Annotated in this window: 19 protein-coding genes; 13 read left to right on the top strand and 6 right to left on the bottom strand. The window is 56.6% G+C overall.

Annotated features, from left to right (window positions below; genetic code table 11):
• Positions 1-154: 154 nt before the first annotated feature.
• From rbfA to mtr, 8 genes are all read left to right on the top strand, one after another.
• The gene (gene rbfA / locus NWP14_RS19525; protein ID WP_041147389.1) at positions 155-556 is read left to right on the top strand and encodes a 30S ribosome-binding factor RbfA; all 402 of its coding nucleotides are present in this window, start codon (positions 155-157) and stop codon (positions 554-556) included.
• Positions 556-1,500 (top strand): tRNA pseudouridine(55) synthase TruB, encoded by a 945-nt coding sequence (gene truB / locus NWP14_RS19520; RefSeq protein WP_346430612.1) that lies wholly within the window; start codon positions 556-558, stop codon positions 1,498-1,500. Before rbfA ends, truB begins: the two co-directional genes overlap by 1 nt.
• A 148-nt stretch (positions 1,501-1,648) precedes the next feature.
• Positions 1,649-1,918, top strand: coding sequence for a 30S ribosomal protein S15 (gene rpsO / locus NWP14_RS19515; protein WP_004868066.1), 270 nt, complete (start codon positions 1,649-1,651; stop codon positions 1,916-1,918).
• A 241-nt stretch (positions 1,919-2,159) separates the two neighbouring features.
• Positions 2,160-4,295: a polyribonucleotide nucleotidyltransferase gene (gene pnp / locus NWP14_RS19510; protein ID WP_331834975.1), complete on the top strand. Its 2,136-nt coding sequence runs from the start codon at positions 2,160-2,162 to the stop codon at positions 4,293-4,295.
• A 108-nt stretch (positions 4,296-4,403) separates the two neighbouring features.
• Positions 4,404-5,288 (top strand): lipoprotein NlpI, encoded by an 885-nt coding sequence (gene nlpI, locus NWP14_RS19505; protein WP_095099867.1) that lies wholly within the window; start codon positions 4,404-4,406, stop codon positions 5,286-5,288.
• A gap of 103 nt (positions 5,289-5,391) precedes the next feature.
• On the top strand, positions 5,392-5,472 hold the full coding sequence (yrbN, locus tag NWP14_RS19500; protein ID WP_115191791.1) for a protein YrbN: 81 nt from the start codon (positions 5,392-5,394) through the stop codon (positions 5,470-5,472).
• Complete coding sequence (locus tag NWP14_RS19495) at positions 5,465-7,471, top strand: DEAD/DEAH family ATP-dependent RNA helicase (RefSeq protein WP_095099864.1); 2,007 nt, start codon at positions 5,465-5,467, stop codon at positions 7,469-7,471. The genes yrbN and NWP14_RS19495 overlap by 8 nt, the downstream gene beginning before the upstream one ends.
• A 141-nt stretch (positions 7,472-7,612) precedes the next feature.
• Positions 7,613-8,857: a tryptophan permease gene (gene mtr, locus NWP14_RS19490; RefSeq protein ID WP_331834974.1), complete on the top strand. Its 1,245-nt coding sequence runs from the start codon at positions 7,613-7,615 to the stop codon at positions 8,855-8,857.
• A gap of 53 nt (positions 8,858-8,910) precedes the next feature.
• On the opposite strand, the gene NWP14_RS19485 is transcribed toward mtr, so the two are convergent.
• The 3 genes from NWP14_RS19485 to NWP14_RS19475 form a co-directional block, all read right to left on the bottom strand.
• Entirely contained in the window at positions 8,911-9,918 is a 1,008-nt protein-coding gene (locus tag NWP14_RS19485) for a luciferase-like monooxygenase (RefSeq protein WP_331834973.1), read from the bottom strand.
• 143 nt (positions 9,919-10,061) lie between these two features.
• Positions 10,062-10,940, bottom strand: coding sequence for a U32 family peptidase (locus tag NWP14_RS19480; RefSeq protein WP_331834972.1), 879 nt, complete (start codon positions 10,938-10,940; stop codon positions 10,062-10,064).
• Positions 10,941-10,948: 8 nt separating this feature from the next.
• Entirely contained in the window at positions 10,949-11,944 is a 996-nt protein-coding gene (locus NWP14_RS19475) for a peptidase U32 family protein (protein ID WP_375215848.1), read from the bottom strand.
• 221 nt (positions 11,945-12,165) lie between these two features.
• On the opposite strand from NWP14_RS19475, the gene NWP14_RS19470 reads away from it, so the two are divergent.
• Positions 12,166-12,690 (top strand): SCP2 domain-containing protein, encoded by a 525-nt coding sequence (locus tag NWP14_RS19470; protein WP_095099851.1) that lies wholly within the window; start codon positions 12,166-12,168, stop codon positions 12,688-12,690.
• Positions 12,684-13,187: a GNAT family N-acetyltransferase gene (locus NWP14_RS19465; protein ID WP_095099848.1), complete on the top strand. Its 504-nt coding sequence runs from the start codon at positions 12,684-12,686 to the stop codon at positions 13,185-13,187. The genes NWP14_RS19470 and NWP14_RS19465 overlap by 7 nt, the downstream gene beginning before the upstream one ends.
• Here the strand turns inward: NWP14_RS19465 and NWP14_RS19460 are convergent.
• A complete protein-coding gene (locus NWP14_RS19460; RefSeq protein WP_095099845.1) occupies positions 13,174-13,458 on the bottom strand; it encodes a GIY-YIG nuclease family protein in 285 nt (94 codons plus the stop codon). The genes NWP14_RS19465 and NWP14_RS19460 overlap by 14 nt on opposite strands.
• A gap of 55 nt (positions 13,459-13,513) precedes the next feature.
• Here NWP14_RS19460 and NWP14_RS19455 point away from each other — a divergent pair, with 55 nt between their 5' ends.
• From NWP14_RS19455 to NWP14_RS19445, 3 genes are all read left to right on the top strand, one after another.
• Positions 13,514-13,951, top strand: a complete 438-nt coding sequence (locus tag NWP14_RS19455; RefSeq protein WP_375215847.1) for a YhbP family protein — start codon at positions 13,514-13,516, stop codon at positions 13,949-13,951.
• 91 nt (positions 13,952-14,042) lie between these two features.
• A complete protein-coding gene (locus tag NWP14_RS19450) occupies positions 14,043-14,687 on the top strand; it encodes an NAD(P)H-binding protein (protein WP_331834970.1) in 645 nt (214 codons plus the stop codon).
• A gap of 46 nt (positions 14,688-14,733) precedes the next feature.
• Positions 14,734-15,774 carry a permease gene (locus tag NWP14_RS19445; RefSeq protein ID WP_095099836.1) on the top strand — a complete coding sequence of 347 codons (1,041 nt, stop codon included), beginning with the start codon at positions 14,734-14,736 and terminating at the stop codon, positions 15,772-15,774.
• 50 nt (positions 15,775-15,824) lie between these two features.
• Here the strand turns inward: NWP14_RS19445 and dolP are convergent, their stop codons facing one another.
• Both dolP and diaA read right to left on the bottom strand, forming a co-directional pair.
• Positions 15,825-16,400 carry a division/outer membrane stress-associated lipid-binding lipoprotein gene (gene dolP / locus NWP14_RS19440; protein ID WP_045856646.1) on the bottom strand — a complete coding sequence of 192 codons (576 nt, stop codon included), beginning with the start codon at positions 16,398-16,400 and terminating at the stop codon, positions 15,825-15,827.
• A gap of 9 nt (positions 16,401-16,409) precedes the next feature.
• The gene (gene diaA / locus NWP14_RS19435) at positions 16,410-17,000 is read right to left on the bottom strand and encodes a DnaA initiator-associating protein DiaA (protein WP_041147373.1); all 591 of its coding nucleotides are present in this window, start codon (positions 16,998-17,000) and stop codon (positions 16,410-16,412) included.
• Positions 17,001-17,003: the final 3 nt, after the last annotated feature.

The raw sequence follows: 17,003 nt of genomic DNA, 5'->3' as shown, positions 1-17,003 counted from the left end.
TCTTGGTCGACTATTGGGCCGCAGCGCCTTGTGCTGCAGCTCAAAATTGACGGAAGATCGCCGAGGGTAAGCCGGGTCAGCGAAGCGCCACCCGGCAATCATTTTAAAAAGGGGCTTATAGCCCCTTTTTTGTCTTTATTCTGGAGAATTTATTATGGCGAAAGAATTTGGTCGCCCGCAGCGCGTAGCTCAGGAGATGCAAAAAGAGATTGCTATCATCCTGCAGCGCGAAATTAAAGATCCGCGCCTGGGTATGATGACTACCGTCTCTGGTGTAGAAATGTCCCGCGATCTGGCCTATGCCAAAGTGTTTGTGACGTTCCTGAACGACAAAGATGAAGCCGCTGTTAAAGCGGGCATTAAAGCGCTGCAGGAAGCATCCGGATTTATCCGCTCGCTGCTGGGTAAAGCGATGCGTCTGCGTATCGTGCCGGAACTGACCTTCTTCTACGACAACTCGCTGGTCGAAGGGATGCGCATGTCTAACCTGGTGACCAGCGTGGTGAAGCATGACGATGAGCGTCGTGTGAATCCGGACGACGTCAAGGAGGACTAATGAGTCGTCCTCGTCGTCGCGGCCGCGATGTGCACGGCGTACTTTTGCTGGATAAACCCCAGGGGGCTTCCAGCAATGACGTACTGCAAAAAGTAAAACGTATTTATAACGCTAACCGGGCAGGACATACCGGTGCGCTGGATCCGCTGGCAACCGGCATGCTGCCGATTTGCCTCGGAGAAGCGACCAAGTTTTCCCAGTACCTGCTCGATTCTGACAAGCGTTACCGCGTAATTGCCAAACTGGGTCAACGCACCGATACCTCTGATGCCGATGGTCAGGTGGTGGAAGAGCGTCCGCTGGCCTTCAGCGACGCTCAGCTGGCCTCCGCGCTGGAAGGCTTTCGCGGCGAGACTCAGCAGGTGCCGTCAATGTATTCGGCGCTGAAGTACCAGGGTAAAAAGCTGTACGAATATGCCCGCCAGGGGATTGACGTCCCGCGCGAAGCCCGGCCGATTACCGTCTACGAGCTGCTGTTTATTCGCCACGAAGGCGATGAGCTCGAGCTGGAAATCCACTGTTCAAAAGGCACCTATATTCGGACGATTATCGACGATTTAGGCGAAAAACTGGGCTGCGGCGCCCACGTGATTTTCCTGCGCCGCCTGGCGGTCAGCAAATACCCCGTTGAACGTATGGTGACGCTCGAACAGCTGCAGGCGCTGGTTGAACAGGCGCAAGAGCAGGATATTCCTGCCGCGCAGCTGCTCGACCCACTGCTGATGCCGATGGACAGCCCGGCGTCGGATTATCCGCTGGTTAATATTCCAGAAACGTCGGCGGTATACTTTAAAAACGGTAATCCGGTCCGCACTTCGGGAGCGCCGAAGCAGGGGCTGGTACGCGTAACGGAAGGCGAAGACGAGAAGTTTCTCGGGATGGGTGAAATTGATGACGAGGGCCGCGTGGCGCCGCGTCGTCTGGTCGTTGAATACCCTGCCTGAGGGCTGTTCTTGCGATAAAAGCTGGCTGCGAGTAGAATATCGCCGCCTGACGTCCGCAAAAGTGTTTTAACATTTTCGGGCGTCGCATCAGGGGTCGCTGAATTAGAGATCGGCACCCTTTCTTTCTTTTAATTTTTGGAGTTTTAAAATGTCTCTAAGCGTTGAAGCTAAAGCAAAAATCGTTTCTGAGTTTGGTCGTGGCGAAAACGACAGCGGTTCTACCGAAGTTCAGGTTGCACTGCTGACTGCCCAGATTAACCATCTGCAGGGTCACTTCTCCGAGCATAAAAAAGATCACCACAGCCGTCGTGGTCTGCTGCGCATGGTTTCCCAGCGTCGTAAACTGCTCGACTACCTGAAACGTAAAGATGTTGCACGTTACTCTTCGCTGATCGAGCGTCTGGGTCTGCGTCGCTAATTCTGCGAGTTTCAGAAAAAGGGGCCTCAGGGCCCCTTTTTTCGACCAGGCGGCAGCAATTAGCTAAAAACTCATGTATTGTTGCTATTAATGATCTTCGTGCAGAGGTTCGCGCGGCTAATGAGAGGCTTCATCCGCAGGGGCGGGTAAAGGTTGTCATTAGTCGCGAGGATGCAGAAGATCGGGTCATCTGACGCTATATCCTCGATATAGCGTCACTTTTTGATAAAAGGATAGAATTTTGCTAAATCCGATCGTTCGTAAATTCCAGTACGGCCAACACACCGTCACTCTGGAAACCGGCATGATGGCACGTCAGGCCACTGCCGCCGTCATGGTAAGCATGGATGACACTGCGGTATTCGTTACCGTTGTCGGCCAGAAGAAAGCGAAGCCAGGCCAGGACTTCTTCCCGCTGACCGTAAACTATCAAGAACGTACCTACGCAGCAGGTAAAATCCCGGGTGGTTTCTTCCGTCGCGAAGGCCGTCCAAGCGAAGGCGAAACCCTGATTGCGCGTCTGATTGACCGCCCGGTTCGTCCGCTGTTCCCGGAAGGTTTCGTTAACGAAGTTCAGGTTATTGCCACCGTTGTTTCCGTTAACCCGCAGGTTAACCCGGACATCGTTGCGATGATCGGTGCTTCCGCTGCGCTGTCTCTGTCCGGTATTCCGTTTAACGGTCCTATCGGCTCCGCGCGCGTGGGCTACATTAACGACCAGTACGTACTGAACCCGACTCAGGATGAGCTGAAAGAAAGTAAGCTGGACCTGGTTGTTGCCGGTACCGAAGCTGCGGTCCTGATGGTTGAATCCGAAGCAGAACTGCTGAGCGAAGACCAGATGCTGGGCGCGGTGGTATTCGGCCACGAGCAGCAGCAGATTGTTATTCAGACCATCAATGACCTGGTGAAAGAAGCGGGTAAACCGCGCTGGGAATGGCAGCCGGAAGTCGTAGACGCCGCGCTGAATGCCCGCGTTGCAGCCCTGGCTGAAGCTCGCCTGAGCGATGCTTACCGCATCACTGACAAACAAGAGCGCTATGCTCAGATTGGTGTGATCAAAGCTGAAACAATCGCCACGCTGACTGCTGAAGATGAAGCCCTGGACGCTAACGAGCTGGGTGAAATTCTGCACGCTATCGAGAAAAATGCCGTTCGTAGCCGTGTACTGGCAGGCGAGCCGCGCATCGATGGTCGTGAAAAAGATATGATTCGTGGTCTGGACGTTCGTACCGGCGTACTGCCGCGTACCCACGGTTCCGCACTGTTCACCCGTGGTGAAACTCAGGCGCTGGTTACCGCGACCCTGGGCACCGCGCGTGACGCGCAGAACATCGATGAGCTGATGGGCGATCGTACCGACTCCTTCCTGTTCCACTACAACTTCCCTCCGTACTCCGTAGGCGAGACCGGAATGGTAGGTTCACCGAAGCGTCGTGAAATTGGTCACGGTCGTCTGGCTAAGCGCGGCGTACTGGCCGTAATGCCGACCACCGAAGAATTCCCGTACACCGTCCGCGTGGTTTCTGAAATCACCGAATCTAACGGTTCTTCTTCCATGGCTTCCGTTTGCGGTGCCTCTCTGGCGCTGATGGACGCTGGCGTGCCGATTAAAGCCTCCGTTGCGGGTATCGCAATGGGTCTGGTGAAAGAAGGCGACAACTATGTCGTTCTCTCCGATATTCTCGGCGACGAAGATCACCTGGGCGATATGGACTTCAAAGTTGCGGGTTCCCGCGACGGTATCTCTGCGCTGCAGATGGATATCAAAATTGAAGGTATCACCAAAGAGATCATGCAGGTTGCGCTGAACCAGGCTAAAGGTGCGCGTCTGCACATCCTGGGCGTAATGGAGCAGGCGATTAACGCGCCGCGCGGCGACATCTCCGAATTCGCACCGCGTATCCACACCATCAAGATCAGCCCGGACAAGATCAAAGACGTGATCGGTAAGGGTGGTTCCGTCATCCGTGCGCTGACTGAAGAAACCGGCACCACCATCGAAATCGAAGATGACGGTACCGTGAAAATCGCAGCGACCGACGGCGACAAAGCGTTGCACGCTATTCGTCGTATCGAAGAGATTACCGCTGAGATCGAAGTTGGTCGTATCTACAATGGTAAAGTGACCCGTATCGTTGACTTTGGCGCATTCGTTGCCATCGGCGGCGGTAAAGAAGGTCTGGTGCATATTTCTCAGATCGCCGACAAGCGCGTTGAGAAAGTGACCGATTACCTGCAGATGGGTCAGGAAGTGCCGGTTAAGGTTCTGGAAGTTGACCGTCAGGGCCGCGTCCGTCTGAGCATCAAAGAAGCAACTGAGCAGACTCAGCCTGTAAGCGCACCGGAAGCTCCGGTCGCTGAGCAGGGCGAGTAAGGTTGCCGTTTGCCCTCCGCGTTTGCGGAGGGTGTATTACGGGCAGGACGCCTTGTTTGCAGCCGGGGAACTGGACGTTCATCCAATCGTTGTCTTCGGGAGTGGGAAATGAAGCCTTTTTTGCGCTGGTGTTTCGTGGCGACAGCTCTCACGCTGGCAGGATGCAGCAACTCTGCCTGGCGTAAGGACGCAGTCCTCGCGGTGCCATTGCAACCGACTTTGCAGCAAGAAGTGATTCTGGCGCGCATGGAACAAATTCTTGCCAGTCGGGCTTTAACCGATGATGAACGCGCACAGCTTTTATATGAGCGCGGAGTGTTGTATGATAGTCTCGGTCTGAGGGCATTAGCGCGAAACGATTTTTCACAAGCGCTGGCAATCCGACCTGATATGCCCGAAGTATTCAACTACTTAGGCATATATTTAACGCAGGCAGGTAATTTTGATGCTGCCTATGAAGCGTTTGATTCTGTACTTGAGCTTGATCCAACTTATAACTACGCGCACTTAAATCGCGGCATCGCCCTGTATTACGGGGGTCGTGCTAAGTTAGCGCAAGATGATCTGCTGGCGTTTTATCAAGACGATCCCAATGATCCTTTCCGTAGCCTGTGGCTTTACCTCGCTGAGCGCAAACTCGACGAGAAGCAGGCGCTTGAAGCACTGAAACAGCGCTTCGAGAAATCGGACAAAGAGCAATGGGGATGGAACATTGTCGAGTTCTACCTTAACGATATTAGCGAAAAAACGCTGATGGATCGTTTGAAGGCAGACGCAACGGATAACACCTCGCTCGCTGAGCATCTCAGTGAAACCAACTTCTATTTAGGTAAGTACTACCTAAGTCTGGGGGACAAGGACAGCGCTACGGCACTGTTCAAACTGGCGGTCGCAAACAACGTTCACAACTACGTTGAGCACCGATACGCATTGTTGGAATTATCGCTCTTGGGCCAGGAGCAAGATGACCTGGCAGAATCGGACCAGCAATAGCTGACGAACAAACATCAGCCCATTTTTTTATTGCCATCACCTTCGCGGGTGAGGGCGTTGTTGTTCGTTAATACACCTACTTTGAGCCGGTTCACACTTTTCAATGAAAATTACTGTAAATTTTCACGTTGAGTTATGTAGACTGGCCGCCATTAATTTTGAGGCACACGTACTACATGGCTGAATTCGAAACCACTTTTGCAGATCTGGGCCTGAAGGCTCCTATCCTTGAAGCCCTTAACGATCTGGGTTACGAAAAACCATCTCCGATCCAGGCTGAGTGCATTCCGCACCTGCTGGGCGGCCGCGACGTTCTGGGTATGGCCCAGACGGGTAGCGGTAAAACCGCAGCGTTCTCTTTACCGCTGTTGAACAATCTTGATCCTGAGCTCAAAGCACCGCAAATTCTGGTGCTGGCGCCGACCCGCGAACTGGCGGTACAGGTTGCTGAAGCGATGACGGACTTCTCTAAACATATGCGCGGCGTAAACGTGGTAGCCCTTTACGGCGGCCAGCGTTATGACGTGCAGCTGCGTGCTCTGCGCCAGGGACCACAAATTGTTGTGGGTACCCCGGGTCGTCTGCTTGACCACCTGAAGCGCGGTACTCTGGATCTCTCTAAGCTGAGCGGTCTGGTGCTGGATGAAGCTGATGAAATGCTACGCATGGGCTTTATCGAAGACGTAGAAACGATTATGGCTCAGATCCCGGAAGGTCATCAGACCGCTCTGTTCTCTGCCACTATGCCGGAAGCGATCCGTCGTATTACCCGCCGCTTTATGAAAGAGCCGCAGGAAGTGCGCATCCAGTCCAGCGTAACCACTCGCCCGGACATCAGCCAGAGCTACTGGACTGCTTACGGTATGCGTAAAAACGAAGCGCTGGTGCGTTTCCTGGAAGCGGAAGATTTTGATGCGGCGATTATCTTCGTGCGTACCAAAAACGCGACCCTGGAAGTGGCCGAAGCGCTGGAGCGTAGCGGCTATAACAGTGCCGCGCTGAACGGTGATATGAACCAGTCCCTGCGTGAGCAGACTCTGGAACGTCTGAAAGACGGTCGTCTGGACATCCTGATTGCTACCGACGTTGCGGCCCGCGGCCTTGACGTAGAGCGTATCAGCCTGGTTGTTAACTACGACATCCCAATGGACTCCGAATCTTACGTTCACCGTATCGGCCGTACCGGTCGTGCAGGTCGTGCAGGTCGTGCGCTGCTGTTCGTTGAGAACCGCGAACGCCGTCTGCTGCGTAACATCGAACGCACCATGAAGCTGACCATTCCGGAAGTCGAGCTGCCGAACGCAGAGCTGCTGGGCAAACGCCGTCTGGAAAAATTCGCCGCTAAGGTTCAGCAGCAGCTGGAAAGCAGCGATCTGGATCAGTACCGTGCGCTGCTGGCGAACATCAAACCGTCCGCTGAAGGTGAAGAGCTGGATATCGAAACTCTGGCCGCAGCTCTGCTGAAAATGGCTCAGGGCGAACGTCCTCTGATCCTGCCGCCGGATGCGCCGATGCGTCCTAAACGCGAATTCCGCGATCGCGACGATCGTTTTGAACGTCGTAATGACCGTAACGATCGCAATGACCGTGGCCCGCGCGGCGACCGTCCTGAGCGTAGCGGTGAAGATCGTCCTAAACGCGAGCGTCGCGATGTTGGCGATATGGAACTGTATCGTATTGAAGTGGGCCGCGACGATGGTGTTGAAGTTCGTCACATTGTTGGCGCTATCGCTAACGAAGGCGACATCAGCAGCCGTTACATCGGTAACATCAAGCTGTTTGGCACCCACTCCACGATCGAGCTGCCGAAAGGCATGCCGGGCGAAGTGCTGCAGCACTTTACTCGTACCCGTATCCTGAACAAACCGATGAACATGCAGCTGATGGGCGATGCCCAGCCGCGCCCTGAGCGTAGCGGTGAACGTCGTGGCGGCGGTGAGCGTCGTGAAGGCGGCCGTGCCTTCGGTGGCGAACGTCGTGAAGGCGGTCGTGCTTTCGGCGGTGAACGTCGCGAAGGCGGTCGTGGTGATGGTCGTCGTTTCAGCGGCGAACGTCGTGAAGGCCATGCTCCTCGTCGTGAAGGTCATGCTCCGCGCCGTGATGATTCAGCGCCGCGTCGCGAAGATTCCGCCCCGCGTCGTGATGACTCATCAAGCCGTCGTCGTTTCGGTGGCGATGCGTAATTAGCGCTCGCTAGCGTAAAGTAAATGATACAGCCCCGATCTTAACGATTGGGGCTTTTTTTATTTCAATCGTACTCGTGTACTGGTACAGTGCTGCACGCTAACGATGAGCAAAGTATTATTGACTGGAGATTACGCTAAATGGCGACACTAACCACTACGGCATCGCGCCCGTCCTTATTCGGCGGCGTGGTGATTATCGGCGGAACCATTATTGGCGCGGGCATGTTCTCGCTGCCGGTAGTTATGTCCGGCGCGTGGTTCTTCTGGTCGCTGGCGGCTCTGGTTTTCACCTGGTTCTGCATGCTGCATTCCGGGCTGATGATTCTGGAAGCAAACCTGAATTACCGCATTGGGTCCAGCTTCGATACCATCACCAAAGATCTGCTCGGCAAGGGCTGGAACCTGATTAACGGCGTGTCGATTGCCTTTGTGCTCTATATTCTGACCTACGCCTACATCTCGGCCAGCGGCTCAATTCTGCATCATACCTTTTCCGAGATGTCGCTCAACGTTCCGGCGCGAGCGGCAGGATTTGGCTTTGCCCTGCTGGTGGCGTTTGTCGTGTGGCTGAGTACCAAAGCGGTAAGCCGAATGACGGCGATTGTTCTGGGGGCGAAGGTCATTACGTTCTTTCTGACCTTCGGGAGCCTGCTGGGGCACGTACAGCCGACGACGTTGTTCAACGTTGCCGAACAAAACGCATCCTATATGCCGTACCTGCTGATGACCCTGCCGTTCTGCCTGGCATCCTTCGGCTATCACGGCAACGTCCCAAGCCTGATGAAGTACTACGGCAAAGATCCCCGCACCATTACCCGCTGTCTGGTCTACGGCACGCTGCTGGCGCTGGGGCTGTACGTAATCTGGCTGCTGGTGACCATGGGCAATATCCCGCGCGCGGAGTTTATCGGCATCGCGCAGAAGGGCGGTAACATTGATGTGCTGGTACAGGCGCTGAGTGGCGTGCTGAACAGCCGCAGCCTGGATCTGCTGCTGGTGGTGTTCTCAAACTTTGCGGTGGCCAGCTCGTTCCTCGGAGTTACGCTGGGACTGTTTGACTATCTGGCTGACCTGTTCGGTTTTGATGACTCTGCGCTGGGGCGCTTTAAGACCGCGATCCTGACCTTCGTACCGCCGGTTATCGGCGGCCTGCTGTGGCCGAACGGCTTCCTGTATGCCATCGGCTATGCGGGACTGGCGGCAACGATCTGGGCGGCAATCGTCCCGGCTCTGCTGGCCCGCGCATCGCGTAACCGCTTCGGTAGCCCACAATTCCGCGTTTGGGGTGGAAAGCCGATGATTGCGCTGATCCTGTTATTCGGCGTCGGCAACGTTATCGTGCACTTCTTATCGAGCTTTAACCTACTGCCGGTTTATCAATAAATTCGTCAGCTTCCCGGCTGGGGCTACGCTCAGCCGGGAAGCTGCGACAGATGTTAACCCAATAATTCCTCTTTCACCTGCATCGCCAGCTCAAACGAGTGCAGGCGCGCCTGATGATCGAAAATCTGGCCGTTAACCATCAGCTCGTCGGCCTGCGTTTCGCGCAATATCGACTCCAGACCGTGACGTACCTTCGCTTTATCCCCAACCAGAGACATGCTCAGCGCCTGCTGTACGCCGTATTGCTCGGAGGCGGACCACAGCTGGTGCATATTCTCCACCGGCGGCGGCAGCTGGCCGGTTTCACCGCGGCGTAGCTTAGCGAAAGCCTGCTGCATTGAGGTGAACAGGAACTCCGCATCGCGGTTGCTGTCGGCGGCAATAATATTGATGCAGACCATCGCGTACGGTTTTTCCAGCCGCGCGGAGGGCTTGAAATGAGTACGGTAGAGGTGCAGGGCCTGGAACAGCATCTCCGGCGCAAAGTGCGAAGCGAAGGCAAACGGCAGGCCGAGCTGCGCTGCCAGCTGGGCGCCGTAGAGGCTGGAGCCAAGCAGCCACACCGGGATCTGCTCGCCATAGCCGGGCACCGGGCGCACGTGCGGATTCGGATCGCGGGCATCGAACCAGTCAACCAGCTCCGCAACATCGCGCGGGAAGTTATCGACGTCACCGCTCATATGGCGGCGCAGCGCGCGCATGGTGGGCTGATCGCTACCCGGGGCGCGCCCGAGACCGAGGTCGATACGGCCGGGGTAGAGGGTATTCAGCGTGCCAAACTGTTCGGCAATCACCAGCGGCGAGTGGTTGGGCAGCATCACGCCGCCGGAACCGAGGCGCAGGGTGCGGGTGTTGGCCGCCAGATAGCCGATAAGCACCGAGGTCGCGGCGCTGGCAATACCGACCATATTATGGTGCTCTGCCAGCCAGTAGCGGTGATAGCCGCGTTTTTCAGCCAGCTGCGCCAGGTCTAACGAGTGGGAGAAGGCTTCTTTTGCCGAAGAACCCTGCGGGATCGGCGCCAGATCGAGCACCGAGAACGGAACAGATTTGTCAGTCATAAAGGCTCACTTTGCTACAGCATAGTCATCAGATTGAAGGTCTTCTTCCAGCCTGGCGCATCCGGGACGCGCTGGCCAGAAAAGCTGCGACTTCAATAGTGCATTAAAAAGTGATGATAGCTATTAACAAAGTGAGCGGTTTATCAGCTCTGTAATTCCAGTCCTGCCAGCCGCTTCCAGTAACCATTGCACTCGCTGTTGGCGGTGAGCGGCAGCGGCGAGGCGCCGTTTTCGTTTGCCCGGAAGGCGTCAAGCATGGCAAAGACGTTGTTATCCAGCGCCGACAGGCGAACCATATCGACCAGGCCGCGCATCGACGCCAGCTCGTTACCAAGGTTATAGACGTATCCGCTCATGGTCTGAATGCCGTTGAGCACGAACACCTGCTGGTTTTCCTGCGAAAGCACGTCGCGGCCGTTGGGGTATTTGATGCAGCAGGTTTCACACTCATCCTTCGGTTTGTCTTCAGAGCGGGCGGTAAAGCAACGCGCAGAGTAGGCCAGCGGCAGGTGGCCATAGCTCAGCACTTCAACCTCGAACTGCTTGCGGATCCCCAGCTCTTCACACTGCGTCAGCAGGTTCATCAGCCAGTCGCGGGAAAGCTCGACCGGCATGCACCAGCGCACCATTCCCTGCCTGAGCAGCAGGCGCAGGGTCACGGCGTTATAGCAGTTGAGCGCATGGCCGGCGACAAACGGCAGCTTACGCTCGGCACACATATTGACGACGCCCAGATCGCTGGCCTCAATCAAAAACTCGCCGTTCTCGACGTAGCGTTTTAGCTCCCCCAGCTCAGAGGAGGCCTGAACCAGGGCGAGGGTCGAGAGGACCACCTGCTTCCCGCTGGCCGCCAGCATTTTCGCCATATCGATCCAGTCGCCGACCTTGGTCGCGCGGCGCTTGCTGCACACCGCTTCGCCGAGATAAATCGTGTCGGCGTTACAGCCTGCCGCCTGCTGATAAAAATCTTCCAGCGTCTCTTTCGGCCAGTAGTACAACACCGGCCCTAACGAATATTTCATCACGTTTCTCACTGCCATTTACGGTGATATGCGCCAAGGGTGGTTTGCGTCCCCTCGGACATTGAGCCGAGAGTCTCCATCCATGCGGATTGTGGGACAAAATCTTGTGGGGAGGCCTTGCAGCGATCGATTGCCTGACGCCAGACTTTCGCCACCTGGGTGACATAGGCCGGGCTGCGCTGTCGGCCCTCAATTTTCACCGAGGCAATATTCGCCGCCATCAGCTCCGGCAGCAGCTCAAGGGTATTCAGGCTGGTTGGCTCTTCCAGCGCGTGATAGCGCTCGCCGTCCACCAGATAGCGGCCTTTACACAGGGTGGGGTAGCCGGCATTTTCGCCGTCCTGATAACGGTCAATCAGGACTTCGTTAAGGCGTGACTCCAGGCCCTGCGGAGTCTGCTGCCAGCGAACGAAGCGCGCGGGCGAACAGGCGCCGACGGTATTCGGCGACTCGCCGGTCAGATACGAGGAGAGATAGCAGCGGCCTTCCGCCATAATGCACAGGCTGCCGAAGGCGAAGACCTCCAGCGGAACCGGGGTGACGCGCGCCAGCTGCTTGACCTGGTGGATGGAGAGCACGCGCGGCAGCACCACGCGGGCGACGTCGAAATTGCAGTGATAGAAGCGCACCGCCTCTTCGTTGGTCGCAGACGCCTGAACCGAAACGTGACGCTCAATATGCGGATAGCGCTCGGCGGCATATTCCAGCATGGCGATATCGGCGAGGATCAGGGCATCGGCTCCCAGCTGGGCGGCCATATCCACCGCGCGCTGCCAGCGGGCGTAGCCGTCCGGGTGGGCGAAGGTGTTGATCGCAATATGCAGCTTGCGGCGATGCTGATGGACGAAGCTGACGGCTTCCTGCAGCTTCTTTTCGGTGAAATTAAGACCGGCAAAGTGGCGGGCGTTGGTGTCATCTTTCAGCCCGATATACACGGCATCGGCACCGTTTTCGATGGCCGCCTTAAGCGCCGGGAGGTTACCGGCTGGGCAGAGCAGCTCCATAATTTTTCCTGAAAAACGCGGCCTGTCGGCGACGCTGAATGGTTAATGAGCAGGGATTTTAGTTAACCTTCTGGTGACAATTTTTGATTTGAGGCAGTTAAAAGCGTATTGGCGGCGCCAATAATAGGTACCCGTCATGGTGATTTTGTTGATTTACGCCGCTATGTTGTTTATTTGATATGGCACAATAGCGGAACTGTCGCTTTCATGGAGTAAAGCTTGTGTTGGATAAATTGCGTTCCCGGCTGGTCCACTTTGGCCCGTCTTTGATGAGCGTGCCGGTTAAGCTGGCGCCTTTTGCCCTCAAGCGTCAGGTGCTGGAACAGGTGCTCAGCTGGCAGTTTCGTCAGGCGCTGGCGGATGGAGAGCTGGATTTTCTCGAGGGTCGCTGGTTAAGTATAAATGTGCGCGATATTGGCCTGCTGTGGTATACCTCAGTAAACGAGGGTCGGCTGGTGGTTAGCCCAACGGCAGAGGCGGACGTCAGCTTTAGCGCTGATGCCAGCGATCTGCTGATGATTGCGGCGCGTAAGCAGGACCCGGATACGCTATTCTTCCAGCGTCGGCTGGTTATCGAAGGCGATACCGAGCTGGGGCTGTATGTAAAAAACCTGATGGATGCCATTGAGCTGGAGCAGATGCCGAAAGCGCTGCGCATAATGCTGCTGCAACTGGCGGATTTTGTTGAAGCAGGCTTAAACAGCCCGCGGAAACCTGAACAGACATCGGTAGGTGAGGCATGCTGATTCGAGTTGAAATTGGAATTGATGCACCGGGAATCGACGCTCTGCTGCGCCGAACCTTCGGCGGCGATGCCGAAGCGCAGCTGGTGCACGATTTACGGGAAGACGGCCTGATCACGCTAGGCGTGGTGGCAACGGACGATGAAGGTCAGGTTATTGGCTACGTGGCCTTCAGCCCGGTCTCCGTAGAAGGCGAAGAGCTGCAGTGGGTTGGCATGGCGCCGCTGGCGGTAGAAGAGAGCTACCGTGGTCAGGGGATCGGTCGCCAGCTGGTCTATGAAGGGCTGGATTCGCTGAATGAATTTAGCTACGCCGCGGTCGTTACGCTCGGCGAACCGGCGCTGTATGGCCGCCTGGGCTTTGAACCGGCCGCGCGTTTTGATCTGCGCTGCCGCTGGCCGGACACCGCTGAGGCGTTTCAGGTACATCCTCTAGCCGATGACGCGCTGGAAGGGGTACACGGACTGGTTGAGTACAGCGACCACTTCAATCGCTTCTAAGGCTCTCCAGCAGGGTTTCAAACGAACCATCTCCGGCAACGAGGCGCTCTTTCTGGCGCTTCGTTAGCTGCTTGATGCGATACTCCAGCCGTAGTGCTAGTGAGTGTTCACCAACCTCCTGGCTAAAGGCCAGCTGCAGCACGCCTTTCCCACGTAAAGCTTTCGCTCCTTTGCCATCCTGATGCTGGCAAAAGCGACGAGAGACGTCGGTGGTAATCCCGGTATAGAGGCGATTATCGGCGGTACGAATCAGATAGAGAAACCAGCGCACGGTCCAAAGGTCGGTATGTTAAGGTATGTGCACCATAGCATACTGGAGAAAAAAGATGGATACGCTTGCCGCGATCGGCCGCTGGCTGAGCAAACAGCACGTCATCACCTGGTGCGTCGCCAGCGAGGGCGATCTCTGGTGTGCCAATGCTTTCTATATTTATGATCCTGAAAACGTAGCATTTTATCTCCTTAGCGATGAAAAAACTCGCCACGGGCAAATGACCGGCGAGCGCGCTAAGGTTGCCGGGACGGTGAATGGTCAGCCGAAAACCGTGGCGCTGATCCGCGGAGTTCAGTTTAAAGGTGAAATCCGCCGGCTTCACGGAGAAGAGGAGGCAGAGATGCGTCAGCGCTACGTGAGGCGCTTTCCGGTTGCCCGCGCGCTACCGGCAGCGGTGTGGGAAATCCGCCCCGACGAGCTCAAGTTTACCGACAATACCCTCGGCTTCGGCAAGAAGCTGCACTGGCAGCGCGAGGCTGCGATAGAGTAATTCCCCCTGCAAACGTGCAAATCCTTCCTTTTCTTGCATACTTTTTCTCAGGCTATCCGCCGCCTGTCGCGGCGGGACTTCAGGAGACATCATGAGCCAGGTGCTGATAACAGGCGCGACCGGTTTGGTTGGTGGGCACTTACTTCGAATGCTGGTGAGCGAACCGACTATTTCGGCGATAACCGCGCCCACTCGCCGCCCGCTGGCGGATACGCAAGGCGTATTTAATCCCCATGACCCTCAGCTGAGCGACGCGCTGGCCCAGGTCGTTGACCCGATAGACACCGTCTTTTGCTGCCTGGGCACGACCCTGCGCGATGCGGGGAGCAAAGCGGCCTTTATCCATGCTGACTATACGCTGGTGGTGGATACGGCGCTGACCGGGCTACGGCTGGGGGCAAAGCATATGCTGGTCGTCAGCGCCATGGGCGCCGACCCGCATTCGCTGTTTTTCTACAACCGCGTCAAAGGGGAAATGGAGCAGGCGCTGCGCGCCCAGGCGTGGCGGAATCTGACGATCCTTCGCCCCTCTATGCTGCTGGGCGAGCGTGATAAAAAACGCGCGAATGAAGTGCTGATGGCGCCGCTGTTTCGCCTGCTGCCGGGGAACTGGAAGTCTATCGACGCCCGCGACGTCGCGCGGGGGATGCTCAGTGAAGCGCTCGCGCCCTCCCAGGAAGGCGTCACCGTTCTGCCATCGGCAAAATTGCGTGAAATCGCCGCCGGCGAGGCGTAGTATTCAGCGCTTCGCTTTATAACCATATTTCTTGCTGGGGAATGCTATGGCCGATCGGTCTTCATCTCAGGCGGCATCATCTTTTCAATGGTGGAAGCCCGCGCTCTTTTTCCTCGTTGTCATCGTCGGCCTGTGGTTTGTCAAATGGCAGCCATATTACGGTAAGGCCTTCACTGCCGCAGAAACGCACAGCATTGGAAAATCTATTCTGGCCCAGGCCGATAGCAATCCGCTAAAAGCCGCGTGGGATTACGCGCTGGTCTACTTCCTGGCGGTCTGGAAAGCGGCGGTGCTGGGCGTGCTGCTGGGCTCGCTGATTCAGGTGCTGATCCCGCGTAACTGGCTGCTGCGCACCCTCGGGCAATCGCGTTTTCGCGGTACGTTGCTGGGGGCGATTTTCTCTCTGCCCGGCATGATGTGCACCTGCTGCGCCGCGCCGGTGGCGGCAGGCATGCGTAAACAGCAGGTGTCGATGGGCGGCGCGCTGGCGTTCTGGATGGGTAATCCGCTGCTGAACCCGGCGACGCTGGTGTTTATGGGATTTGTGCTCGGCTGGCAGTTTGCCTTGATTCGCCTAGTGGCTGGCCTCGCGACCGTGCTGGTGGTGGCGACGCTGGTACAAAAATGGGTTCAGGAAGCCGCTACTCAGCCGGCAGTCGTGCCCGACCTTTCCCCACAAATTGCTGAGGGCGGTTTTTTCAGCCGCTGGCTGCGGGCGCTGTGGACGCTGTTCTGGAACACGATCCCGGTCTATATTCTGGCGGTGCTGGCGCTGGGGGCCGCGCGCGTCTGGCTGTTCCCGCACGCCGACGGCGTGGTCGGTAACACGCTGTTCTGGGTCATTGCGATGGCGATAGCCGGCTGCCTGTTCGTTATCCCGACGGCGGCGGAGATCCCTATCGTACAGACCATGATGCTGGCGGGAATGGGGTTTGCGCCAGCGCTGGCTCTGCTGATCACGCTGCCTGCGGTCAGCGTACCGTCGCTGATTATGCTGCATAAGGCGTTTCCGGCGAAGGCCCTTTGGCTGACCGGCGGGCTGGTGGCGCTGTGCGGCGCGGTTGTTGGCGGGCTGGCGTTAATCTGATGATTTTACCGGGCTACAAAGCACAAGGTTTGTAGCCCGGTAAGCGGTGCTTATTTGATATAGGTAAACGCGGTTGTTACGCGAGAAACGCCGCTTACCCGGCTGGCGATATCCGCCGCCGCGCGACCTTCGCGGTCGGTAACCAGCCCCATCAGGAACACTTCTCCGTTCTCGGTTGTCACCTTCACGTTTGATGATTTAACCTGGTCAGTGCCCAGCAGCTGAGAGCGCACCTTGGTGGTAATCCAGGTATCCGAAGAGGCGGTCCCTAAGCCTATCGGCTGACCCTGACGCACTTCATTAAAGACTTCCGTGGTTCCTTCGACGCCCATCGCAATTTGCTTCGCGCGCGCGGAGAGATCGGCCACCGGAGATTGACCGGTCAGCAGCACTTTGCCCTGGTAGGCGGTGACGTTAATGCGGGCCTGCTTCTTAATTTGTTCATCTTTCGACAACGCGCTGTTGACGCGTAGCTCAAGCGTACTGTCATCGACCTGTGTGCCGACCGTCCGCGGGTCCGTTGCGGCTTTGGTGCCGACTGCTGCCGTTCCGACTACTGCTGCGGCAACGCATCCCTGAAGCAGTAGCGCAGAAAGAAGGATGGCGAGGGGCGAGAGAGCCTTCATGTGTTCTCCTTATTCGTCCTGGTGTGGAAAAAGCGTGTTATCAATCAAATCACACAGACAGTTGACGGTAAGCATATGCATTTCCTGAATACGCGCGCTGCGATGTGAGGGAATGCGAATTTCGACGTCCTGCTGACCCAGCAGGCCAGCCAGCTCACCGCCGTCATAGCCGGTTAACGCAACGATGGTCATATCGCGAGTGACGGCCGCTTCAACGGCTTTCACGATATCCCGACTATTGCCGCGGGTGGAGATCGCCAGCAGTACGTCGCCGGCGTGCCCAAGCGCGCGCACCTGCTTGGCGTAAACCTCGTCATGCAGGCGATCGTTGGCTATTGCCGTTAAGACCACATTATCGGTATTTAGTGCAATGGCAGGTAAACCAGGGCGCTCCGTTTCGAAACGATTGATCATGCTGGCAGCAAAATGCTGTGCGTTGGCGGCAGAGGTGCCATTGCCACAACAGAGGATTTTGTTGCCGTTGAGAAGTGACTGCACGAGGGTCATCGCCGCGCGGGAGATGGCGTCCGGGAGTGCTTCCGCTGCTGCAATTTGGGTTTGAATGCTTTCAGTGAAGCAGGCTTTAATTCTATCGAGCACGGG

The organism is Klebsiella sp. C349492 (genome assembly GCF_042055345.1).
Taxonomy (GTDB): domain Bacteria; phylum Pseudomonadota; class Gammaproteobacteria; order Enterobacterales; family Enterobacteriaceae; genus Klebsiella; species Klebsiella scottii.
This window is presented reverse-complemented; position numbering and strand designations above follow the sequence as displayed.